Genomic DNA, 23,633 nt, shown 5'->3' with positions numbered 1-23,633 from the left:
CAGGGATGCTAAAGCGATGGAGGTGTTTGTGTCGGCGACTCAACGTAGCGTGAGCCCCATGTCCGCCACCGCCCCCACCGGCACCGCTCGGTCCAGCCCCACCACCATCAGTGTGCGCGGCGCCCGCGTCCACAACCTGAAGAACATCGACGTCGAGGTGCCGCTCGGGAAGCTGGTGGCCATCGCCGGCGTATCCGGCTCGGGCAAGTCCTCCCTGGCACTGGGGGTGCTCTACGCGGAGGGTTCCCGGCGCTACCTGGAGGCGCTGTCCACCTACACGCGCCGTCGGATCACCCAGGCGGGCCGTGCGGACGTGGACGAGGTCCGGCATGTGCCCGCGGCCCTGGCCCTGCACCAGCGGCCGGCCATCCCCGGCGTGCGCTCCACCTTCGGCACGGCCTCGGAGCTGCTCAACAGCCTGCGGCTGATGTTCTCCCGACTCGGCAGCCACTGCTGCCCCAATGGGCACCCCTGCCCGCCGAGCATGGACGTCGCCCTGATGGTGCCGACCAAGTGCCCCGTCTGCGGGGAGGAGTTCTTCGGCCCCGGCGCGGAGGCGATGGCCTTCAACTCCGAGGGCGCCTGCCCCACCTGCTCGGGCACGGGCACGGTGCGTACGGTGGACGAGTCGACCCTGGTGCCCGACGAGTCGCTGACCATCGACGAGGGCGCCGTCGCCCCCTGGCAGAACCTGATGTGGTCGCTCATGAAGGACATCGTCCGGGAGATGGGTGTGCGCACGGATGTTCCGTTCCGGGAACTGACGGAGCAGGAGCGGGAGCTCGTGTTCCACGGCCCCGCCGAGAAGCGGCATTTCCTGTACGTCAACGAGAAGACCAACACGGCCGCCGAAATGGACTTCACCTACTACAGCGCGGTGCACACCGTGGAGAACGCACTGTCCAAGGTCAAGGATGAGAAGGGCATGAAACGCGTGGAGAAGTATCTCCACGCATCCGACTGCCCGGACTGCGGCGGCACCCGCTTGAGTCCCAAGGTGCTCTCCACCACGCTGGCGGGCAGGAACTTGGGGCAGGCCACCGCCATGACGCTGGACGCGCTGGTTCCCTGGGTGCGGGGCCTTCCCGCCACCCTGCCCGAGGACATGCGGCCGATGGCGGACAGCATCATCACCTCCTTCCTGGACAACGCCAGGCGCCTGAACGACCTCGGCCTGGGTTATCTCGCGCTCGACCGCGCCAGCAGCACGCTGTCCACCGGTGAGCGGCAGCGGGTCCAGCTCGCCCGCGCGGTGCGCAACGAGACCACGGGCGTGCTCTACGTGCTCGACGAGCCCAGCATCGGCCTGCACCCGTCGAATATCGACGGACTGATGGAGGTCGTGGACAGTCTGATCGCCGACGGCAACTCGGTGGTGCTCGTCGACCACGACGTGCGCGTCCTCAGGCGGGCGGACCACATGATCGAAATGGGTCCCCTGGCCGGGAGCCAGGGCGGCACCGTCATTACTCAGGGCAGCATCGACGAGGTCTGCCGCAATCCGCGGTCGAAGATCGCCCCCTTCCTGGCCGAGGGCGCGCAGCTGCTGAGCCGGCGCCGCACCGACCGTTCCGAGATGTTCGACCTGGGGACGATCCTGTTGGAGACCGCCCCCATACACACGGTCCACGCCTTGAACGTGGAGGTGCCGAAGGGACGGTTGACCACGGTCACCGGCGTGTCTGGCTCCGGCAAGACCACCATGGTGCTGGAGAGCCTGATCCCCGGCCTCCGGGCCCGGTGCGAGGGGCAGGCACTGCCCGCTCATGTCAGGCGCATCGAAGCCGAGGGCATTCGCCGGGCGAACTTGATCGACGCCTCACCCATCGGCACCAACATCCGCTCGACCGTCGCCACCTACAGCGGCATCCTCGACCATCTCCGAAAGACCTTCGCCGGCACGGATGACGCCAAGGCGCGGGGCCTGAAGGTCGGCGCGTTCTCCTACAACACCGGCTCACTGCGCTGCCCCACCTGCGACGGCACCGGGCAGATCTCCCTCGACGTGCAGTTCCTGCCGGATGTGACCATCACCTGCCCGGACTGCGGTGGACAGCGCTACGGCGAAGACGCCGAGGAGATCCTCTGGACGCCGCGACACTCCATGGAGTCTTACTCGCTGCCGCAGCTGATGGGCATGGACGTCAGCGAGGCCCTGGAGGTGTTCACGGGCAGTAAGAAGATCCACGAAAGGCTCTCCGTCCTGGATGATCTCGGACTCGGGTACCTGACGCTCGGGGAGGACACTCCCGCGCTCTCCGGTGGTGAGGCCCAGCGCCTCAAGCTCGCCAGCGAGATGGGCAGGCGGCAGGAGGATGCGGTGTTTGTGTTCGATGAGCCGACGATCGGCCTGCACCCCCTGGACGTGCAGGAGCTGTTGGACGTGTTCGACCGGCTCATCGGAGCCGGTGCGACGGTCGTGGTGATCGAGCACGATTTGGACGTGATCGCGAACTCCGACTACGTCATCGACATGGGGCCCGGGGGCGGCGAGGCGGGCGGCCAGGTGGTCGCCGCCGACACTCCGGAGCAGCTGGTCGCCGACCCGGCTTCGATCACGGGACGCTACTTGGCGGAGCATCTGGCTCAAGACGGCGGGCGCTGACTGCCAATGGACTATCACAGCTTCTCGTCCGGCTTCCGTCTTCGCGGCGTCGAACTGCCACCCGGAGGCCCCGACTACGAGCTCGGCAAGGAATTCGGTTCCTATATGGAGACGTATCTGGTACCAGGTGACGCACCTGGGTCAGGCCTTGCCCCACTGTCCGCCCGGCGGTCTGCGAACCGGCTGTCCGGAGACACGGTGTCAAAATCGATGACAAACGACCACCGATGCCCGCCAGCCCCGATCCGGCACCCGCATGATTCCAGCGATTCGTCCGCAGTCACCGACGCCGCCGGACCCGTTTGTCATAGATCCGGACACCCATGATTCCGGTACCCCCGACCACGCATCCGGGCTGCGCCCCGCCAGTCGACTGCTATGACCTCCACAAAGCGGCGGTCCTCCTCAGCGAGAGCCGTTGGGATACGCGCATCGAGTGTGGCACAGCTCCGGCACACCACGAGAGTCCGCTCCGGCCCCGTTGCCGCGCTCGACTGCGCTGTCGCTCCACCGGTCGACTCCACGCGCGCCGTCATTCCCCGACACCGCCCTCCTCGACACCGCCGTCCCCGACGCCGGCATCCTTCCGGGGCCGACCCCTCCCCCGCATGGGTGCGGCCTTGACTCCCCGACCGGCGTCGTCGAGGGCGCGCCGCAGGATGATCTCGATCTGCGCATTGACCGAGCGCAGGTCGTCGGCGGCCCACTTGGCGATGGCCGCGTGGACCGCCGGGTCGAGCCGCAGCAGGACCTGCTTGCGCTTACCGCCCGTCATCGGCGCCCTCCGTCACCGAGCCGACCTCAGGCGTACAGGGAGCCGGTGTTGACGACGGGCTGGGTGCGCTGGTCGGAGCAGAGCACCACCAGCAGGTTGGAAACCATCTGGGCGCGGCGTTCGTCGTCCATGGAGACGATATCGTCGGCCTCCAACCGCTTGAGGGCCTGATCCACCATGGTGACCGCACCCTCGACGATCTGCTCGCGCGCGGCAATGACGGCGCCGGCCTGCTGCCGCTGCAGCATCGCCTGGGCGATCTCCGGCGCGTAGGCGAGGGAGGAGATGCGCACTTCGATGATCTCCAGTCCGGCGATCGCCACGCGCGCGGCCACCTCCTCGGCCAGCTCGGCGGAGACCAGGTCGGTGCCGCCACGCAGGGAGGTCTCGCCGGGGCCGGGCTCGTCGTAGGGGTGGGTGGTGGCCACGTGCCGCAGTGCCGACTCCGCCTGCGCCTTGATGAAGGCCTCGTACTCCTCGACCGCGAAGACCGCCCGGGCCGTGTCGGCCACCTGCCAGACGACAATGGCCGCGATCTCCACGGGGTTGCCATCAAGGTCGTTGACCTTGATCTCATTGGTCTCGAAGTTGTGGACCTTGATGGATACCTTCTTGCCGGACGTCACCGGCGGCACCAGGACCAGGCCGGTACGGCGCACGGTGCCGATGTAGCGGCCGAAGAACTGGCGCACGCTGGTCTGCCCTGGGGAGACGATGGTGAAGGAGGTGAACAGCAGCAGCGGGATGATCAGGCCCACCGCACCTACGCCCAGACGCAGCACCCCACCTGAATTGCCTTGGTCCACGGCGATAGCGCCTGCAACAAAGACCGCGACAGACAGGCCGAACAGCCCCAGCAGCAGGAGCAGCACCAGGAACGCCACACCGGATCCGGAACTGGCGGCGGAACGCTCCACAATGTCCACTCGTCCCTTAACGGCACTGGACTCCTGCTGGGCGGTGGGGACGCGGGGCTCCGTGGACATGATGACTCCAGTTCTTGCCGCTGCGGCGGAGGCGACACCCTCCAGACACCCGCGACAGCTATAGCAATATGATAGCTATTTTTTGGTCAGCGGCAAGCCCCTTCCCGTACTGCCACCCACCGGCAGGCCCACACCTGTCACCAGATGCACCACTTTCAATCGCATCGCGCGCACCACACTGTCAGAAACAGCCAGATTCCACAGAATCACCGAGCACTCGCCCCCGGACAGGCCCCTAAAGTGGTGCATTCAGTGCCACCTTGGCCAAGCCCGCGCCCCGGATCCGTGCTCCTACAACGGCGAACAGGGTGCGGGCAGCGCCACCACCTGGCAGACGCCGCAGTAGCCGCGCGCAGACGGTGTCGGGGGTCACCCCGTAGCCTGGAGCTATGAGTACGGAGGACGCCCCCTCGCTCTTCGACGCCGCGGCCGATGCCGGCGGCCCGATCATCGACGATCCCACCCGGCCGCTGGCGGACCGACTGCGACCGCGTGCGCTCAACGAGGTAGTCGGTCAGCACCATCTGCTGGCCGCGGACGCCCCGCTGGGACGAATGGCGGCCGCCGGACGCCTGGCCTCGATCATCCTGTGGGGCCCGCCCGGCTGCGGCAAGACCACCATCGCCCGGCTGCTGGCGGACCGCACCGGCCTGGTGTTCGAGCAGGTCTCGGCCACCTTCTCCGGCGTAGCCGACCTGCGCAAGGTGTTTGCCGCTGCGGCACGTCGCCGCGAGGTCGGCCAGGGGACGCTGCTGTTCGTCGACGAGATCCACCGCTTCAACCGCGCCCAGCAGGACTCCTTCCTGCCGTACGTGGAGGACGGCACCGTGGTGCTCGTGGGCGCCACCACCGAGAACCCCAGCTTCGAGCTCAACGGGGCGCTTCTGTCCCGCTGCCAGGTACTGGTGCTGCACCGGCTCGACGACGCCGCCCTCGCCGAGCTCCTCACCCGCGCCGAGGCGCTGCTCGGGCGCCGGCTCCCCCTGACCGACGGCGCCCGCCGCGCACTGTTGGCCATGGCCGACGGCGACGGCCGCTACCTGCTGGGCATGGTCGAGCAGGTCATCGGCTATGCGGATTCCCAGGGGGTGACGGGCTCACAGGAGAGCAGCGGTACCAGCCCAGCCGCGACCGCACCCGCTGGTCGATCTGCGAGCACGGAGCCGGCCGCGGCCGAGGACTCCGCCATACGCGCAGGCGCCGCTACCACCGGGCAGATTTACCTGAATGAGGAGGACCTGGCCGCCGTCGTCGTCTCCCGCGCGCCCCTGTATGACAAGTCCTCCGAGGAGCACTACAACCTCATTTCCGCACTCCACAAGTCCATGCGCGGCTCCGATCCGGATGCCGCCCTGTATTGGCTGGCGCGCATGCTCGCCGGTGGGGAGGACCCGCTGTATGTCGTGCGGCGCCTGGTGCGCTTCGCCTCCGAGGATGTCGGCATGGCCGATCCCGGCGCGCTGCGGATGACTCTGGCCGCGTGGGACGCCTACGAGCGGCTGGGCTCCCCGGAGGGTGAGCTGGCCATCGCCCAGGCGGTCGTCTACCTGGCGACGGCGCCGAAGTCGATCAGTGTCTACCGGGCCCTGGGTCGGGCGATGAAGCTGGCGCGGCGAACCGGTTCGCTCATGCCGCCGGCGCACATCCTGAACGCGCCGACCCGCCTGATGAAAGAGCTGGGCTACGGCGAGGGCTACCAGTACGACCCGGACACCCCGGAGGGATTCTCCGGCGCCGACTACATGCCCGCGGACCTCCCGCCCCGTAAGCAGCGCGAGCGCCTGTACGAGCCCACCGATCACGGCCACGAGCGGCGCATCCGCGAGCGACTGGCCTACTGGGACGACCTGCGCGCCAAGCTGCGCTCAGACGACTGACGCCTCACCAACGGCCGCGCGGACGCGATCAGGTCACACACATTCGACTTACCTTCTGATATAAGAATTGCTATACTCTAGTCATGTCGGCGCCCTCTCATGCCTCCGAGCTCGCAACAATCGCCCGGAAAACCGACGAGACCGTACGCGAGGCTCGCGCACGTCTCGTCTCTGCAGTACGTGCCGCCCATCGCGCAGGCATGACGCAAACCGAGATTGCCAACCAAATCGGTCGTTCTCAACCCGAGGTGTCGCGCCTCCTCCGCTTTCATGGCACAACCCCGCTTGCTCGTCGGTTACGCGAACACCGCACGGAGGTCATCAACTGCATCAAAGAGGCGGGTGGATCCCACGTAAGAGTCTTCGGATCCGTTGCCAGCGGCGCAGAACATGAAGGCTCAGACATCGACCTGCTTTTCCACATGGATCGAGTCATGAGCCTCATGGAACTGGCGCAGCTTGAAGCACGCCTTGAAGGCATCCTCGGAACCGGGGTTGACGTCGTCCCTGACTCCGCCATAGCCCCGTATATGCGCGATCGGGTCCTACAACAGGCGGTTCCCCTATGAGCCCAACAAGCCGGACACCGCTTGAGCTCATTGACGAGGCTCTCCACCACCTTGAGCTCGCCCAGTCCTACGCACAGCGCGACCTCACAGACCCGATGACGCTCGATGCGATATCGCTTCGGCTGGCAGCAGGCATCGAAGCACTCGGCTCGCTCCCGTCCCATATTCGATACGAGGCTAGCAAGAGCGAGTGGCACGTTCTCAGGGGATACGCAATCGCATTGCGCATGGCTACCTGGAGGTTGATCCCAAGATTGTGGCCGCAACCGCCCGACGCGATCTCCTGATACTCGTCACTGCTCTTACCTCCCTGCGTCAGCGCCTCATCAAGGACCGCGCTACCTGCAGGCAGGCCACCAACAACGCGGGTTAGCCAGACCGTGGCCGTGTTTTCGTTTGCAACGCCAGTTAGCGGTCCGCCGTGTACTTCAAAGGCCTTCAGAAAACCGTTAACTGGCTCTTCCGGTTTGAGGGTGTGGTGGTTGGGGTAGGTGGGCGCCGATCTGGCGAATACGACCTCGTGATCCCCAAGCCCTCCACCCTCGGGAGGGTTTGGGGCTGATAAAGGACGTTCTCGCCGAACCAAGGACGTTCTCGGGCTTACGCGGACGTACTCGCCGAACCAAGGACGTTCTCGGGCTGGCGGTGTCGGCTCGCGGGGACGATTCGTTGGGACCGTTGGGATCATCTGGGTGCCGAACAGGGACCGCGACCGTTGACGACGCCCGACGGTGATCTTGGTGCCCAACTCGGCACGCCCCCCGGGCGCACGCATGACCGCCGGAGCGCAGATGACCGCCCGGGCGCGGACCTGGCGGTTCGCCCGGGCGCACCGGGTGACGGTTCGTCACTTCGCACCAACGCTTCGGCACTTCCAACGACGGTACGTACCGCCGGGTGCCGAACCGTCACAACAAAGTACGAACCGCCGACCAGAACATACGAACCCTGACGCGAAGGTACGAACCGTCACATCAACACCGTCCCGACAACACACGAACCCCAGACCCACACACCCTCAAACACCAAGAACCGGTCTCAGCACGTCACAAGTGCCGGTCTCAGCGTGTTACAAGTGCCGGTCTCGCGAGGGGTGAAGGGCGGCGGTGGTGGCCAGCGCTTGGGCCAGTGCGCATGGTCAGCGCTCGTACAGGACGGCGACGGTGCGGCCGGGGATGGTGATGGTGCCGGTGCCCGCGTCGAAGCGGGTGTCCTTCACGATCGGGTCGGCGCCCTCCATCTGGATGTCGCTCAGCTCGAAGTAGCGGTCCACCAGCGCATCCACCCGCTGCTCGACGGTTCCGGGGGCGGGGTTGATCACCACGAGCAGCCCGTCCAAGTCCGGGTCGATGTCACTGGCCCCGGCGCCGTCATCTATCAGCATGATCACCAGCCCGGGCGTGTCGAAGTCGCCGCTCGGGAAGGACACCCGTTCGCGTATCAGCGCGGCCGACCCCAGGGAGAACAAGTGGCTAGAGCGCCGCAGTCGCAGCAGGTCGAGCGCCTGCGCCCGGGCGGTGGCGATGTCCTGTGCACTTGGGCGCAGGTCCTCGCGCATGAGGATGCCGGCCTGCACCACCCAGGCATCGAAGTTGCGGGCGGCCGGCGGCAGGCCGCGGCCCCAACCGTTGTCCTGCCCGGTCCAGTCGATGGCGTTGAAGTGGTCGCCGGAGTTGTAGGAGTCGGTGTCCAGCGACTTGCTGCGCAGCAGCTCCGTGCCCGCCGCCCAGAAGCACGGTGACTGCCCGAGCGTGACGGTGGCCAGGCACAGCGTGTTCATGCGGATGCGCTCGGCCATGGACGTGCCCAGCGGCAGCTTGTAGGCGAGCCGGTCGAACAGGGTCTCGTCGTCGTGGGCATCGACGTAGTTGATGGCGTCGGTGGGGGCGTACCCGTACGCGGCGGGCTGATCGCCGTAGCTGATCTCCTCACCTCTGACCCACTGCGCGCCGGCGGCATGCAGCTCGAAGTCCCGCAGGTTGCCGGCCAGGGCCAGGCGAACCAGGTCGGTGCGCCAGGCCAGGTCATTGCGCTTGGTCTCCTCGGAGCGGTCGTCATAGCCGTTGGGGTCGGTCAGTTCGCCATTACCCAGCCCCTGCGGCACGCGCGGGTCGGTGTCATCGCTGCGGCCGTGGACGGCGTCACGCACACGGTCGTTGAATGTGCCAATGCCCAGCAGGCCCGCCTGCCCCTGCGTGGCCTGGGTGAACAGGGCGTTATTCGCCACCTCCCCCATGTTCCAGCCCTCGCCGTACAGGTAGATGCGGTGCCCGACCGCGTCATCGGCGACCTCGGCCAGGGCCTCCTGCAGATGCGTCATGGTTGCCAGTGAGTGGTAACCCATCAGGTCGAAGCGGAAGCCGTCGACCCGGTAGTCGACCACCCAGGAGACGCAGGCGTCAATCATGAGCCGTTCGGCCATGCGGTGCTCGGTGGCGATGTTGTTGCAGCACGTGGACATCTCCACGTTCCCCGCGGCATCCAGCCGGTGGTAGTAGCCGGGCACGATCCGGTCGAGCACGCTGTGCGGATCCTGGCCCGAGGCCCCGGTGTGGTTGAAGACCTGGTCGAGCACCACCTGCAGGCCCATGCCGTGGATGGCGCCGACCATCTCCCGGAACTCGTATACGCGCGCCCCGCCGTCCTGCCTGCCCGCCCGCGCGTAGGAGCCCTCGGGGCCAACCAGTGCCAGGGGTCGTAGCCCCAGTTGTAAGCGTCCTGATCGGCGACGGCGGTGATGGCGGCCTGTGGGCGGCGCGAGGCCGCGGAGGCGTCGGCGGGAATCTCCGGGACGCTTTGGGCGGCACGCTCCTCGGGCACGGAGCAGAAGTCGAAGGTGGGCAGCAGGTGGAGGGTGTCGATGCCCGCGGCAGCGAGACTGCGCAGGTGACGGGTTCCCGCGGAGGCGAGGGAGAAGGCCGCGTAGGTACCGCGCAGTTCTTCTGGCACGGAGTCATCGGCGGCGGAGAAGTCGCGCACGTGCAGCTCGTAGATGGCGCGGGCCGCGTCATTGGCGACGACGGGGCTCAGGTTCTCCCGCCAGTTCGAGGGCTTGAGCGCGCGCTGCCCCAGGTCGACGACGACGCTCCTGCGCGAGTCCACGGTCAGCGCGCGCGAGTAGGGATCGGTGACCAGGTTCGTCTCCACCTTTCCGGTGGAGGGGACATACACGCTCACCTCCCACAGGTATTGCGCGCCGGCGTCGATGCCGGCTGCGGTGGCGGCTGGGCCACCCACCTCCCAGCGGCCGTCCCAGGACTCGGCGTCAGCGCGACCTGCGGGCACGCGAACCGGGTCCCCCTCCGCCAGCGGGGCGGAGCCGGTCGGGTCGCCGGTGGGCCAGGCGAGCAGGACGACGTCGACGGCGGTGGGTGCCCACAGGGCGAAGGTGGGTGCGCCGTCGGGGCCGATGCCGGCGCCGAGCGGGGCCGAGCCGTCGCGGGCCGCCGCGCCTGCGTACAGGCGGTCGAGCAGGGGCCAGGTCTGCACGCCGGTGAAGGCAGTGATCCAGCCACCGGTGGAGGCCGAGGTACGCTGCACCACCGCCAGCTGACCGGTCAGCAGCAGTGTTATGTCCTCGCGCTCGACGCTGCGGCCACCGAACTCGTCCTCCAATGACAGGGCCAGGTAGCCGCGCAGGGCGGGGTGTGCGGCCATGGCCTCCTCCCCGAGCAGATCCTCCAGGGAGCCGACGATGGATAGGGGGATCTCCGTGCCGCCGGGGCCTCGGTCCAAAATCCCGTCCACGATGCGCGCGCCCCCTTCGGGGGACGTCACGAGCCCGAAGGTTACGGGTGTGCGGGTTGTGGCCCCCTCCGTCGGGGGTGCGCTCAGCGCCCCTACGTCAACCATCGCCGGCAGCAGGTCGGCGGGCCAGGCGAGGGTGGTCTCATCCACCCAGTAGGCGCGCGCCTCCCCAACGCCGGGAAGCTCGTGGCGGACCGGGGCGTCGTGATGCACCGGGACGACGATGGCCATAGGAACACCTTCCTGCCTGTTGGCGCGAGTCTAGCCCGACGCTTCCAGGAACAGCCAACATCTGTCAAGACACCACGGCGATGTGGTCCGAGTGGTCGTTCACAGCAGCCTCACCGCGCAACAGCGGCGCGGCAACCACAGGGCAGCCGCAGGGCAGCCGCGCAGCACAGTGCTCACAGCACACTCGACCGGCCCCGCCCCTAGGGTCGCAGCCCCCGCAGGTAGACGTCGACCAGCCAGTCCTGCCAGCCGGGGGCCATTTCATCGACGGCCGCCCCCAGCGGCCGGGATAATTCGACCACGCCAACCTGAAATCGGATGGGGTCGACGTCTTGACGCACAAGCCCCGCGGCGTGCGCGCGCTCAAGCACCTGCGCGATTCGCGTGAGGGCGCGCTCGCGCAGGCCGGGCCCGGGACCACCCGCCGCGAACAGCTCGGAGCTGCCGCCGACCTGCATCAGCAGCCGCCCCAACCGCAGCGCTGCCAGCTCGTGCACGAAGCCCGCCCAGGCAGCCTCGGGGGCGGTTTCCCAGGCCTGCTCGCAGCGCCCCGCGGCCGCGTCCAGGCGCTCGTAGACCGCGTCGGCAACCCCGACCACCAGGCTCATCCGGTCCGGGAAATGCCGGTACAGCGTCCCCATGCCGACGCCCGCCTGAGCCGCAATCCTCCTGACGGGGACGTCTACGCCGACATCGGCGAATAGGTTCTTGGCAGCCTCGACGATCGCCTCGCGGTTGGCGGCGGCGTCCACGCGCATAGTGATGCTCCTCTCCCCGCGGATGTCCCCGCAGGCTTGCCCAGACTACATCCGGAGCGATACGCTCCGGAACATATCCGGAGCATATCGTTCCACTTACAGAATCGAGCAAGCGATGAGCACCCCACGAACCACCCCGGCGCAGGTCCCCGCCGCGCCCCAGGACCCGCGGCGTTCCAACCGCGGGCTCCTGCTCGCCACCATCGGCATTCCCGCCGTCATCATCCTCATGCTCCTGGCGTTCCTGGCGCCGTCCATAGGCTCCGGCGCCAAGGACCTGCCCCTGGCGCTCGCGGCACCGGAGGCCGCACAGGACCAGTTGCTGACTCAGCTGGAGACCTCCGCACCCGGAGTGTTCGACGTGACCGTCGTCGAGGACACCCAGGCGGTGACCAGCGCGGTTGAGAACCGTGAGGCCATCGGCGGGATCGCCATCACCGCCGACGAGTCGGGCCAGCAAGTCGAGGTGGTAACCGCCTCCGGCGCGGGCAGCCCCTACTCCGCACTGCTGACCAACCTCGCCACCGCACTGGAGGCGCAGATTGACGCGCAGGCCGTGGCCGCCGCCCAGGCGCAGGGCGCCGACGCCGCCACGCTCGCACAGGTCCAGCAGGAGGCGAGTACCTCGCAGGCGGTCACCGTAACCGACGTCGCCCCCCTGCCCGCCGACGACCCGGCCGGAGTGGCCCTGTCCTCGGTGGCGCTGCCGCTGGTGTTCGGGGGCCTGGCCTCGGGCGTGATCCTGAGCCTGGTACTGCGCACTTCTCTGTGGAAGCGCGTGCTGGGGGCGACGGCAATCGCCGCACTTGGCGGGCTGTGCGTCGCCGTCGTGCTACAGACCTGGTTCGGCGCCGTCTCCGGCTCCTTCCTGCTGCTGTGGGCGGGCCTGACCCTCGGCATCGCGGCGATCTCCCTGACGCTGATCGGCCTGCAGGAGCTGATGGGCTATGCCGGCATAGGGCTAGGCGCCGTAATCATGCTGTTTGTGGCCAACCCGCTCTCCGGCCTCGCCACCGGGTGGCAGTGGCTCCCCAGCGGGTGGGGAGCATTCGGGCAGCTACTGCCCGTCGGGGCGGCCGGCACCTGGCTGCGCTCCGCCGCCTACTTCGACGGCGCCGGCATGGGGGCGAGCCCATGGGTGCTGACGGCCTGGATCGTCTGCGGCCTGGCCCTGCTCGCCGTCGGCGCGTACGCCAATGCCCGCCGCGGTCGTGGTGATCGCGTGAGCTGAGTCCTCGACCGCGCAAGCCATCACGCAAACCCGCCGGGACGGTACGGAGGCGAGTGCCTTCGGGACCGTCCCGGCTGGCGTTGCGGCGCTGGCGGGGCCGGCCGGCGTTTGCTACGCCCCTTCGGCGTCTACTACGCCGGTTAGACCTCTGTTGAAGGGCCGGGGCCCCTTCAACAAACACCTAACGCGCGTACTAGAGCAGTAACCGGCGTAGTAGAGGACCCCGGCCGCAAGCGCGGACGTGGGCGGCAGGCAACGATGCGGGCGGCGCCCGGAACCAGCCACTCGGTCCCGGGCGCCGCCCGCGTTGTTGCGCGCCGCGATTCAGGCGCGGCGACGCCGGTGCAGGAGCGCCCCCGCCACGATCAGCGCCAGAGCGGCCACGGTCAGCGGCATGACCCCGATGGCTCCGGTACGGGCCAGCGCGCCGGTGGCGCCGACGGGTGTCGCGGAGGACGACGGCGAAGCCCCCTCAGCAGGGACGGTCGCGGTCGCCGACGACGCCGCACCGCCGCCTGCGGGGACCGTAGCCGTTACACCGGGGGCAGTGGCAGCCGCCGTAGCCGCGGGCGCAGTGCTCTCCCCGACCGCCGCGGGCGCAGTGCTTCCCCCGACCGCCGCGGGCGCGGTGCTCTGCGCGGAGGCACCGGGCTGCGCCGACGCCGTCGCCTCGGCACTCGGATCCGCGCCGGGCACCGACGTGGAAGTGGCTGACGGGACGGCAGTGGGCTCCGCGGTGGGATCGGCTGCGGGCGGCTCCGTGACCTCGTGCCACACCAGGTGGGTGCGGGCGTCGTAGTAGAAGGCGACGGGCTTTAGGCCGTCCGTGGTGTAGTAGATGTTGTCGCCGCCGGGGACGCCATCGGCGCCGTAGTTCTCGTCCCAGGTGCCGCCGATGGCGACCTTGTACTGCCAGGTGCCGGCGGGGATGTCGAAGGTGCCGGTGTACAGGCCGGAGACCGGGTCCTGGGTGAGCAGCGCCTGCTCGCAGTCGGGCTGCCAGTCGGAGATGCAGCCCATCTCGGTGTTGTGGTCGCCGGGGATGGTGACCTCGAGGCCGTCGATGGGGGCATCCGGCTTGGCCTCGGGCTCGGCGCCGGTCAGGTCGGCGCCTACGACGGCGAGGGTGGAGGTGGCGGCCCGGTTGCCGGCGGCGTCGGTCGTTACCGCCCGCACCTCCAGGACGGTGCCGGTGGGCACCGCGGACAGGTCCGCGTACACGCGCGGGGTGTCATCCTCGGCGGTGCCGACGACGGTCCAGTCCTCGGTGCCGAGCGGCCGGTAGGAGAAGGTGGTCTCCGCCCAGCGGCCGGCGGCGGTGGTGGCGGCGATCTCGGCGGTGGAGCCGGACAGGTTCGTCCCGTAGGCGGTGGTGAAGTCGACCGTGGGGTTCTCGGCAGCGGCGACGGTGGCGTCGGCGCGCAGCACGACGGCGCTCATCGCGGGCACGGTCAGCGTGACCGTGCCGTCGGCGTCGGCCGTGACCGCCTGCTCGGTGCCGTACAGCGGGGTGTAGGCGGCCCCGGGAGTGAGGGTGGTGAAGGTGACCACCTGGTCCTCGCCGGCATTGTTCAGGGCGACCAGGTGCTCGATCTTCTCGTCGCGGTCCACGCGGGCGAAGGCGTATACGCCGGCGGAGTCCTGGGAGTACAGCTCGATCTGGGAGCCGGTGGACAGGGCCGGGTAGGTGGCGCGCAGCTGGGACACAGTGGCGATGTGCTGGTAGAGCGCAGAGTCGGTGTCGTAGCGGTCGGTGGAGCCGGCGACGGTGCCGTCGATGAGCTGCTCGGTCGCGTACTGGTCCACCTGGGTGGCGAACATATCCTGGCGGGCGTCCTTGTCCCCGCCGGAGCCGGCGAAGCCCTGCTCGTCGCCGTAGTAGATGACCGGCTGGCCGCGGGTCAGCAGCATCAGCGAGTGGGCCAGCTCGGAGCGGGTGAGCAGCTCCGCGCTGCCGGCCCCGCCGCCCAGCAGGTAGCCGATACGACCCATGTCGTGGTTGCCCAGGAAGGTGGGTTCGGCATAGATGCTGGAGTGAGTGGTCGTGTAGTAGTCGTCGGTGGCGAAGAAAGTGCTCAGGTTCGTCGTCGGCCGGCCCCGGGCGAAGCCCTGGGCGGCGGCCTGGAAGGCGAAGTCGAGGGTGGCGTCCATGCCGGTGCCGCGCACGTAGGGGCTGGTCTTGGTGGCGTCGGCGTCGTAGACCTCGCCGAAGGTGAAGAAGTCCGGGTTGGTGGCCTCGGCGTGGGCGTCGATGGCGGCGGTCCAGGCCTGCCAGAACTCGTAGTTGACGTGCTTGACGGTGTCGATGCGGAAGCCGTCCACGCCGAAGTCCATCCAGGCGGTGTAGACGTCCTCGAAGGTCTGCTCGACGATCGGGTTCTCCGTCATCAGGTCGTCCAGGCCCTGGAAGTCGCCCATGGTGGTGGACTCCCCCGTCCATGTGGAGTCGCCGCGGTTGTGGTACAGGGTGACGTCGTTGAGGGCCTCGGGGATGACGTCACCGTTGCGCACGGGCGTGTAGGGGAAGGAGGTGGCGGCGTCGAGGGTCGGGAAGTCTTCCTGGCCGGCCAGGGCGGAGATGTCGACGACGTTGCCGTCGGCGTCGGTGTAGGGCACGTCGGCGGTCTCGACGTAGGAGTAGGTGCCCTCCTCGTAGCTGATGAGGTCGGCGGTGTGGTTGGTGATGATGTCCAGGTACAGCTTCATGCCGCGCGCGTGGAGGGCGTCGCGCAGCTGTGCGAGTGCCTCGTTACCGCCCAGGTGGGGGTCGATGGAGGTGAAGTCGGTGATCCAGTAGCCGTGGTAGCCGGCGGAGGCGTCCGCCCCACTGCCCTGGACGGGCTGGTTGGTGAAGGAGGGGGTAAGCCAGATGGCGGTGGTGCCCAGGCCTTGGATGTAGTCCAGGTGGTCGATCAGTCCCTGGATGTCGCCGCCGTGGTAGTAGCCCTTGTCGGTGGGGTCCAGGCCGGTGATGTCGCGGCCGCCGGTGAGTCCGCCGGCGTCGTTGGAGGTGTCGCCGTTGGCGAAGCGGTCAGTGAGAACGAAGTAGAACTGCTCAGCCGTGCCCTGGCGCACCGGGGCGGCGGCCAGGGCGGCGTCGGCGTCGGTGTAGTCGCCGGTCAGGTCGGTGGAGACCAGCCCAATGCGGTGGTTGTCCTGGTTCCAGGTGAAGGTGAGCTCGGCGTCGCCGGCGAGGGTGAGGGGGATGTTGTCGGCGCCGCCGTTCTTGCCGTAGGAGGTGTCCCAGGAGTCGTTCAGGGCGACCTTGATCTCGTAGGCGCCGGCGGGCACCGTGGCGGTGTACTCCCAGGTGCCGTCGCCGTCGACGTCGGTCAGCTCGGTGGCGTCGCAGGCGGGGTCCCAGTCGGCGCTGCAACCGAGCTCATCCTGCAGCGAGCCGACCAGCGCGACGGATGCGGGGGCCGTCTCGTCGGCGACGGCGGCGGCGGGTTGCGCGGCCAGGCCTATGGCTCCGGCGGACAGGGTGAGGGTGGTCGCGGCGACGGCACCGAGGTCGCGAGAACGCCGATGCCACCCGACATGCAAGTCTTGCAAGCGCACGAGGACTCCTTCGTCTGAGTTCCCCTGCCCGCATCTTGGCGGGTAGAGCGGGATATGTCCGGATCCAAGCCGATCGGACGGGGATGCGCCGAGCCTACGGCACGAAACCACAACCTGCAACTACTGCAACCATTTCACCCGCCTTTCACGCCGAGACCGGCACTTGTGACACGCTGAGTCCGGCACTTGTAACGCACCGAGACCGGCACTTGTAACGCATCGAGACCGGTACTTGGTGCTTGAGGGCGTGTGGGTCTGAGGGCTCGTGCGCTGGCGCGACGGTTCGTGCCTTCGCGTCAGGGTTCGTATGTTCTGGTCGGCGGTTCGTACCTTCTTGTGACGGTTCGGCACCCAGGGGTACGTACCGTCGCTGTTCATGCCGAAGCGTTGGTGCCAAGTGCCGAATCGTCATCCGGGGGCGCATGGGCGCACAAGTCGGGTCGGCGCCCGGGCGGTCGTGTCTTGGCCCGGGGCGTGTCGAGTAGGGCTCCAAGATCACCGGCGTATCGTCAATGGTCGCGGCCCCCCGGTCCGGCACCCAGATGATCCCAAGGAATCGTCGCAAGTCAGCACCGCCCGCCCGAGAACGACCTCGCCTGCCCGAGACGCCCCTGGTCCGGCGAGTACGTCCTCTTCGGCCCGAGAACGTCCTTGGTTCAGCGAGAACGTCCTTATCAGCCCCAAACCCTCCCGAACGTGGAGGGCCTGGGGATCACGGGGTCGTACTCGCCAGCTCGGCGCCTGCCGACAACAACCACCCAAACCACAGCCCCGACCCCAACCACCACACCTACAAACCGGAAGAGCCTTATTACCGCCGAGATCGGTCAAAGTTACGTACCGAGACCGGTAAGCGCCGCCTGTGGCCCGGCCGCCTACGCATGGAGCACTCCGTGCCCTCGAGACCACCCTCCTACACCGCCTCGCGTACGTGAGAGCCAAACGCGTACGCATTCCGACCGACCTCGACACGTTACAAGTGCCGGTCTCAGCACGTAACAAGTGCCGGTCTCGCGGGGAAGGGAAGGGAAGGGAAGGGAGGCGGGCGCGGCTCAGTGGCTGGCCCAGGCGCGCCAGAGGCGGGTGTACTCCCCTTCGGCCACCAGCAACTCCGCATGCGGACCGAGTTCCACAATCCGCCCGTCAATCACCACCGCCACCCTGTCGGCGGCCGCGGCCGTGTCCAGTCGGTGAGCGATTGCCACCACGGTACGCCCAGCCAGGACAGCATCCAGCGAGCGCTCGGCGGATCGGGCGACGCTCGGATCCAACAGGCTGGTGGCCTCATCCAGCACGAGTGTGGCCGGGTCCATCAGCACGATGCGAGCCAGTGCCACCTGTTGGGCCTGCCCAGGAGTCAGCTGCGCGCCGCCGGCGCCGACAAGGGTCTCCAAGCCGTCGGACAGACCCCCCACCCAGTCATCAGCCCCCACTACTTCCAGTGCTCGCTTGAGCTCGGCGTCGGTGGCGTCGGTGCGCGCCAGTCGCAGGTTGTCCGCCAGGCTGCAGGCGAAGACGTGGTGCTCCTGGGTCACGAGTGCCACCTCGCGGTGCAGGGCGTCCTCCGTGAGCGCGGTCAGGTCGATTCCATCGCCGTCCTCACCGTCACCCACCGTAACCCGCCCGCGGGTGGGCGGGTGAACGCCGGCGAGCATGCGGCCGAGCGTGGACTTGCCCGAGCCGGACGGGCCGACCACGGCCAGTCGCTCCCCCGGGATCAGCTCCAGATCGACGTCATGCAGGACGTCGTGTCCGGGCCGGTAGGCGTATGAGACGCCGCGCGCACGCGGTGGCCGACCCGTGACCGCCCCGCTGGTGGCATCCCGGTCGGGGCGTACCAATTCCACACCCACGATCCGGGACATGGCCGCACCCGCCGACTGCAGGGAGTCGATCCAGTAAGTCACCTCCGAAACGGGTGTGCGCAACTGGATGGCGTACAGCGCCACCGTGGTTATGGCCCCGAGAGTGACGGCACCACGGCCGGCCAACCAGGCGCCCCAGGCGACGACGGCGATCACCGGCACGAATGACCCCAGCCCCAACGCGGTTAGCAGGACGATGCGCAGCCAAAGTGTGTACTGCTCGGTGGACCAGACCTCGATCGTGGCGCGATCCAGGATGCGGTTGCGGCGCGCCCCGAGCGCGTGAGCGTCAACGGTGTCGGCCTGGTCGGCGGTTTCGGCGATGACGCCGTCGACCTCGGCCCACATGGCGTTCATGGCCCGGTAGGCGGGCACCGCATGCCGCAGGTACCAGTGCCACACCGGCACCACAGCCAGCAGCGGCACGATCATGGCGGGACTGAGCCTTGGGGAGGTGATCACTGCGGCGACGACGATCGTAAGCAGCGTCAGCACGATCACCAGGATCTGGCTGACACCCCGCTGGACGACGTTGCGGATGGACTCCAGGTCGCGGCCGGTGCGCCCCAACAGGTCACCGGTGCCGGCGGACTCGACCACCGACAGCGGCAGGTGCATGGCAGAACCGACCAGACGCTCACGCAGCTCGGCGAAGACCCGCTCCCCCAGTACGCGGGCCAGGTACTCGCCGCAGCCGGTCAGGACGGCGTTTCCTATCGCCAGGGCGATGACGACGGCGATGAGCCCCTGCAGCCGCCCGGCCACGGAGGCGGCCGCAGCGCCCTCGGCGCCTGCCACCAGATCCACCATGTCTCCGAGCACCCGCGGGATGCCCACCGCGGCCAGGGCGGCCAACAGCTGGAGAGTGGTTACGGCGGCCACGGCGCCCTTGTGCTCCCTGATCAACTCGAGGGCGCGACGGCGTACGGCAACGGCGTCGGCCACGGGCAGGCGCCGGTTCATTGCCTCCCTCCCGCCTCGACCCCGCGTTCGACGACGGCCCGGTAGGCGTCCAGCGCGCTCAGCTCGTGGTGGGTGCCGCGCGCGATTTCACGCACCTGCGCCGCGACGACGTCGAGCAGCACCACTTCATCGCAGCGGCCCAGCAGCAGCGGAGAGGCGGTGACGACGATGGTGGTGAGTCCGCGGCGGTCTTCGCGCAGTCGCCGGGCCACCAGATCCTCGGTATGGGAGTCCAGGGCACTGGTGGGCTCTACCAGCACCAGAACGGGCGCACGGCGAGCGACGGCGCGGGCCAGGGCCAGGCGCTGACGCTGCCCACCGGAGACGTTGCGGGCCTTCTCGGTGAGTTGACCGTCCAGGCCGCCGAGGGAGTCCAGGGCGTCGCCCGCCGCGGCGACGTCGAGGGCATGTTCGGCGCGCTCCCGCTGGGCGGGGGTCAGTGGCGGCGCACCTCCTCCAGCGGCGGGTCCTTCGTCGCCGTGGGCGCCGGCCAGTGCGCCGGAGCGGATGACGTCGGCGGTCGAGCGCGGACCGGACAGCGGGATCTCGTCGCCGAGGATCTCCTCGGCTAGCGTCCCGGCGAAGACCTCGGCGTGGGCGCCGGAGAAGACGATGGTGCGGCGCACCTCCTCCAGCGGAACCGTCCGCAGATCGGTGCCGCCGAGCGCGACGGGGCCGTCGGCGTCGTCGGCGCGGCCCAGACGCACGGCCAGGGAGGCGGCCCGGGCGGGGTCGGCGCACACCAGGGCGGTCATCCGCCCGCCTGGCAGCACCACCCCGGAGGTGAGGTCGGTCAGGTCGCCGGTCGGGTCCAGGTGCGTCCCGGGGACGATGCCGGCGTCGTCGGTGAGTGGCTCGACCGCCTCAATGCGGGCCACCTTGCGGGCGCCCACCCAGGCGCGGGTGGAGAACTGGATCAGGTCGGCCATCACGCCCAGCGGCCCCACTAGGAAGGCGGTGTAGCCGTAGAAGGTGATCAGTTGGCCGGGGGTGATGGCGCCGGTCAGGGCCGCGCGGGCGCCCGCGCCGACGACGACGGCGGTGAACACCATGGGCGCGCCGGCCTTGACGGTGGCCAGGAGCGCCTGGGTGGAGGCGACGCGAATGCCCGCGTCGCGCACCCGGCGGGAGGCCTCGGCGTAGCGGGCGGTGTAGACGTCCTCACCGCCGATGCCGCGCAGGACGCGCAGCCCGGCCACGGCGTCAGTGGTGATGGTGGACAGGCGACCCTGCTCCTCACGTTGCCGGGACAGGCGCCGGTTCAGGGGGCGGACGAAGGCTGCCACCAGCGCCAGCACGAGTGGCAGCCCGATCAGCACCAGCAGTCCCAGGGCCACGGAGGTGCGCAGCATGAGCACGCCGACGGCCACGACGCTTACCAGCGCTCCGATGACATTGACGCCGAAGTACATCAGCTCGCCGATATTGTCGGAGTCGGCAGTGATGGTGGCGATCACGTCGCCGCTGGCGATCCGGCGGGTGACGGCGCGCGAACGCAGGCCCAGGCGGTGGGCGGGGCCGCGCATGGTGGGTTTCCAGGCGCCGGCCCAGGCGGCGAATCCGGCGGCGTCCTCCAGGCCGGCGGTGAGTGAGCCGAGCAGCACCAGGCCTAGCAGCGCGGCCAGCCCGGGCAGCAACCGCGTGGTCAGGCCCGCTTCCAGACCGGCGTCGAGCAGGTCTCCGAGGGCCAGTGGGATGAGCGCCTGCGCCAGGTAGGAGGCGGCGGTCACCAACACGCCACAGCCGATGGCGGGCCCGCTCATGCGGGTGACCACGCGCAGCAGACCACCCGGGGTGGTGGGCAGATCGGGCGGCGGGGTCGCTTGTACTGAGAGGAAAGCGGGCCACCGCCGCGGGGCGCGGGCAACGGGGATCGACACGGTCTCCTAGCCTAGGTGGCCCGGCTGCGGCCGACACCCTCACCCACCCTCACCACGGCCACGAACACTTGCCTCCTACTGCGAGCTTTTGCACCCTGGTGTGCGGCAATTTGCCATACACCAGGGTGCAAAAGCTCGCATCAGAGCGAACGGGGGCCTCGGAACCCGGGCGCACGCGCCGGGGCTGCTAACCCGGCCGGAGCGCCGCTTACGCCGCCGTGGGCGCCAGGGCGTTGTCGGCGGGTAGTGGCTTGGGGCCGCGGCGCAGGCGGGCGCCCAGCAGGATGAACGCCCACGCGATTAGCGCCCAGACGGCCAGGACCGCCAGCGTCTTCAAGTAGATCCCGTCCACGCCGCCGCCGGCGATCAGGCGGCGGAAGGCCAGCTGGGTGTAGCTCATCGGCAGGTAGGGGTGGATCCACTGGAAGAAGCGCGGCGTGGTCTCGATCGGGAAGGTCGCGCCCATGGAGGTGATCTGCAGGCTGAGCAGGATGATGGACACGAAGCGGCCGCGGAAGGCGAGCGTGGCCACGCAGGCCTGGTTGACGGCGACGAAGGTCAGCGACGCAGCGATCGCCATGGCGCACAGGCCCACCAGGTTGGCGGCGTGAATCTCACCGGCGGCGTTGACCGCAACCATCATGACCACGGCCTGGGCGACGGCGAGCAGGGCGGCCGTAGTGGCGGGACGGACGGCCGAGGCGTACCAGCGCTCACCGTGGTCGCGCTTGTCCAGGGCGGGCAGCACCAGGAACAGGGCGATGGCGCCGACCCAGAGGGACAGGCTCATGAACATCGGGGTGAAGCCGGCGCCGTTATTGGCTACAGCGTTCTCACGGACAGCGTCGACGTTGGCGGCATCCGCAGCCACATCGGCCATGGTGCGCCGCTGCGAGGCGGTGTAGTCGGGGATCTGGTCGACGCCGTCCGACAGGCCCTCGCTGAGGGTATCCGCTCCGGTGGCCAGCGCGGAAGACCCGTCCTGGAGCCGGCCCATGCCGTCGCTCAGGGTACCCGCTCCGGTGGCCAGCGCGGAGGATCCGGCGCGGGCGGTGTCCAGGCCACCGGAAAGAGTGCCCGCACCGGAGGAGGCGGCGGAGGCGCCACTGGACAGGCGGCCTACGCCGTCGGCCAGGGTCTGGGAGGAGGTGGCCGCGGTGGAGGCGCCGGAGGAGAGCGTTTCCAGGCCGCTGTACAGCGTCCCGGCTCCGGTGCGCAGGCTCTGCGCCCCGGTGTTGACGGAGTCGGCGCCCGTGGCCAGTTGCGACGTACCCGTGGAGAGCGTGGACGCTCCGCTGGACAGGGTATTCAGCCCGGCGGAGAGGTCGCTGGAGCCGGCAGCGACCTGGGATGCGCCACTGCTGAGGGTATTGGCGCCGGCGGTCAGGGTCGCGCCCTGGGCCGAGAGGGTCGCCAGCACCCCGGTCAGGGTGGCGCCGGCGCCGGTGGAGGCGTTGTAGACATCGTTGCCGGACCCCAGCCCCCCGGCCAGCGTGCTGGCGCCGGAGGACAGTTGCTCCGCCCCGGTCGCGACGTCTCCCACGGAGCTGCGCAGGCTGGTAGCGCCACTGGACAGCTGCTCCGCGCCGGAGGCGACCTGGCCGACGGCGCCGGTCACGCTGGTGCTGGAGGCGGCCAGGGTGTTCAGGCCTCCGAGCACGGTGCCGGACTGGGCCGTGTCCTCGGTGGTGCCCAGGCCGCCGGCGGCCTGGGTGATCGCCTGGCAGGTCGTGTCGGTCTCGCCGTGGTCGGCCACGCACTGCTGATAGGCGCCGGCCAGTGCGGCGGCGACTTGCCCGGCCCCCGCCTGCGCCGTGGCGACCCCGCCGGTGTAGTCGTTGACCGCGCCGTACAGGGTCTGCTGGCCGGCGGCAGCCGAGTCGGTAGACGCTCCGATCCCGCTGACCGCGGTCTGCGCCCCTGCTGCCAGGTCATTGGCGGCGCCGTACAGCGTCTCCTGCCCGCCGCTGTAGGAGTCGGTCTCCGAGCCGACGCTGGTCGACAGCTGGTCCGCACCCGCCGATACCTGCTCGGCGCCGGGGTCGATACGGTCCTTGAGGGTCACGTATGCCTGCTCGACGCCGTCGACGTAGTCGGTCACGCCGGCGGACAGGGTGGAGGCGCCGGTGGAGAGTGTGGATGCCCCTGTGGACAGCTCGGCGGCCCCGGAAGCCGCCGAGGTGGCGCCGGTGGATACCTGCTGGGCGCCGGAGTCGACCGTGGCCGCGCCCGAGGCCAGGGTGGAGGTGCCGTCGGCCAGGGTGCCCGCACCATCGGCCAAAGTGCTCGCGCCGGAGGCGGCCGAGGAGGCTCCCGCCGATAGCTGCGCCACGCCGTCGGCCAGTTGCTGGGAGCCGGCGGCTGCGGCGGAGGTGGAGGTCGCCAGCACGGTCAAGCCGTCGGAAAGAGTGACGGCGCCGGAGGCCAATTCGCTTATGCCGACCGTAAGGGTGGTGGCGCCGTCGGCCAGTTGCGCCGCGCCGTCGGCGGCGTCGGTGGTGCCCGACTCCAGGGTGGCGGCGCCCGAGGCCAGGGCGGTGGCGCCGTCGGAGGCCTCCACGAGCCCCTCGCGGATGGTGGACACG

The 23,633-nt window shown here is 69.4% G+C and carries 12 protein-coding genes and 1 pseudogene; 5 read left to right on the top strand and 8 right to left on the bottom strand.

What is annotated here, in order from left to right:
- Positions 1-58: 58 nt before the first annotated feature.
- Positions 59-2,605: an ATP-binding cassette domain-containing protein gene (locus CWT12_RS01140; protein ID WP_161923363.1), complete on the top strand. Its 2,547-nt coding sequence runs from the start codon at positions 59-61 to the stop codon at positions 2,603-2,605.
- A 532-nt stretch (positions 2,606-3,137) separates the two neighbouring features.
- Here the strand turns inward: CWT12_RS01140 and CWT12_RS01135 are convergent.
- Both CWT12_RS01135 and CWT12_RS01130 read right to left on the bottom strand, forming a co-directional pair.
- On the bottom strand, positions 3,138-3,380 hold the full coding sequence (locus CWT12_RS01135; RefSeq protein WP_161923362.1) for a hypothetical protein: 243 nt from the start codon (positions 3,378-3,380) through the stop codon (positions 3,138-3,140).
- 26 nt (positions 3,381-3,406) lie between these two features.
- Entirely contained in the window at positions 3,407-4,366 is a 960-nt protein-coding gene (locus CWT12_RS01130; protein ID WP_161923361.1) for an SPFH domain-containing protein, read from the bottom strand.
- Positions 4,367-4,755: 389 nt separating this feature from the next.
- On the opposite strand from CWT12_RS01130, the gene CWT12_RS01125 reads away from it, so the two are divergent.
- The 3 genes from CWT12_RS01125 to CWT12_RS01115 all read left to right on the top strand — a co-directional run bounded on the left by CWT12_RS01125 (position 4,756) and on the right by CWT12_RS01115 (position 7,185).
- A complete protein-coding gene (locus tag CWT12_RS01125; protein WP_161923360.1) occupies positions 4,756-6,243 on the top strand; it encodes a replication-associated recombination protein A in 1,488 nt (495 codons plus the stop codon).
- 83 nt (positions 6,244-6,326) lie between these two features.
- Positions 6,327-6,812, top strand: a complete 486-nt coding sequence (locus CWT12_RS01120) for a nucleotidyltransferase domain-containing protein (RefSeq protein WP_161923359.1) — start codon at positions 6,327-6,329, stop codon at positions 6,810-6,812.
- A gap of 190 nt (positions 6,813-7,002) precedes the next feature.
- On the top strand, positions 7,003-7,185 hold the full coding sequence (locus tag CWT12_RS01115) for a HepT-like ribonuclease domain-containing protein (protein ID WP_161923358.1): 183 nt from the start codon (positions 7,003-7,005) through the stop codon (positions 7,183-7,185).
- A 765-nt stretch (positions 7,186-7,950) separates the two neighbouring features.
- Here the strand turns inward: CWT12_RS01115 and pulA are convergent.
- A pseudogene (gene pulA, locus CWT12_RS14605) lies at positions 7,951-10,790 on the bottom strand (pullulanase-type alpha-1,6-glucosidase).
- Positions 10,791-10,990: 200 nt separating this feature from the next.
- Positions 10,991-11,548, bottom strand: coding sequence for a TetR/AcrR family transcriptional regulator (locus tag CWT12_RS01105; RefSeq protein ID WP_161923357.1), 558 nt, complete (start codon positions 11,546-11,548; stop codon positions 10,991-10,993).
- Positions 11,549-11,663: 115 nt separating this feature from the next.
- Between CWT12_RS01105 and CWT12_RS01100 the strand changes: the two genes are divergently transcribed.
- On the top strand, positions 11,664-12,779 hold the full coding sequence (locus CWT12_RS01100; RefSeq protein ID WP_202616235.1) for an ABC transporter permease: 1,116 nt from the start codon (positions 11,664-11,666) through the stop codon (positions 12,777-12,779).
- Between the two features lie 324 nt (positions 12,780-13,103).
- Here CWT12_RS01100 and CWT12_RS14250 read toward each other — a convergent pair whose 3' ends face one another.
- From CWT12_RS14250 to CWT12_RS01080, 4 genes are all read right to left on the bottom strand, one after another.
- Positions 13,104-16,340, bottom strand: a complete 3,237-nt coding sequence (locus tag CWT12_RS14250) for an alpha-amylase family glycosyl hydrolase (protein ID WP_272927760.1) — start codon at positions 16,338-16,340, stop codon at positions 13,104-13,106.
- A 1,052-nt stretch (positions 16,341-17,392) separates the two neighbouring features.
- On the bottom strand, positions 17,393-19,168 hold the full coding sequence (locus CWT12_RS01090; protein ID WP_161923356.1) for an ABC transporter ATP-binding protein: 1,776 nt from the start codon (positions 19,166-19,168) through the stop codon (positions 17,393-17,395).
- Positions 19,165-21,048: an ABC transporter transmembrane domain-containing protein gene (locus CWT12_RS01085; protein WP_161923355.1), complete on the bottom strand. Its 1,884-nt coding sequence runs from the start codon at positions 21,046-21,048 to the stop codon at positions 19,165-19,167. The genes CWT12_RS01090 and CWT12_RS01085 overlap by 4 nt, the downstream gene beginning before the upstream one ends.
- Before the next feature lie 208 nt (positions 21,049-21,256).
- Positions 21,257-23,632: a YhgE/Pip domain-containing protein gene (locus tag CWT12_RS01080; protein ID WP_161923354.1), complete on the bottom strand. Its 2,376-nt coding sequence runs from the start codon at positions 23,630-23,632 to the stop codon at positions 21,257-21,259.
- Position 23,633 lies beyond the last annotated feature (1 nt).

It is taken from the genome of Actinomyces sp. 432, from assembly GCF_009930875.1.
Taxonomy (GTDB): domain Bacteria; phylum Actinomycetota; class Actinomycetes; order Actinomycetales; family Actinomycetaceae; genus Actinomyces.
This window is presented reverse-complemented; position numbering and strand designations above follow the sequence as displayed.

Excerpts from the sequence above, each read along its gene's own strand:
- CWT12_RS01140 (WP_161923363.1), top strand. The coding sequence starts at position 59 with ATGTCCGCCACCGCCCCCACCGGCACCGCTCGGTCCAGCCCCACCACC.
- CWT12_RS01135 (WP_161923362.1), bottom strand. The coding sequence starts at position 3,380 with ATGACGGGCGGTAAGCGCAAGCAGGTCCTGCTGCGGCTCGACCCGGCG.
- CWT12_RS01130 (WP_161923361.1), bottom strand. The coding sequence starts at position 4,366 with ATGTCCACGGAGCCCCGCGTCCCCACCGCCCAGCAGGAGTCCAGTGCC.
- CWT12_RS01125 (WP_161923360.1), top strand. The coding sequence starts at position 4,756 with ATGAGTACGGAGGACGCCCCCTCGCTCTTCGACGCCGCGGCCGATGCC.
- CWT12_RS01120 (WP_161923359.1), top strand. The coding sequence starts at position 6,327 with ATGTCGGCGCCCTCTCATGCCTCCGAGCTCGCAACAATCGCCCGGAAA.
- CWT12_RS01105 (WP_161923357.1), bottom strand. The coding sequence starts at position 11,548 with ATGCGCGTGGACGCCGCCGCCAACCGCGAGGCGATCGTCGAGGCTGCC.
- CWT12_RS01100 (WP_202616235.1), top strand. The coding sequence starts at position 11,664 with ATGAGCACCCCACGAACCACCCCGGCGCAGGTCCCCGCCGCGCCCCAG.
- CWT12_RS01090 (WP_161923356.1), bottom strand. The coding sequence starts at position 19,168 with ATGAACCGGCGCCTGCCCGTGGCCGACGCCGTTGCCGTACGCCGTCGC.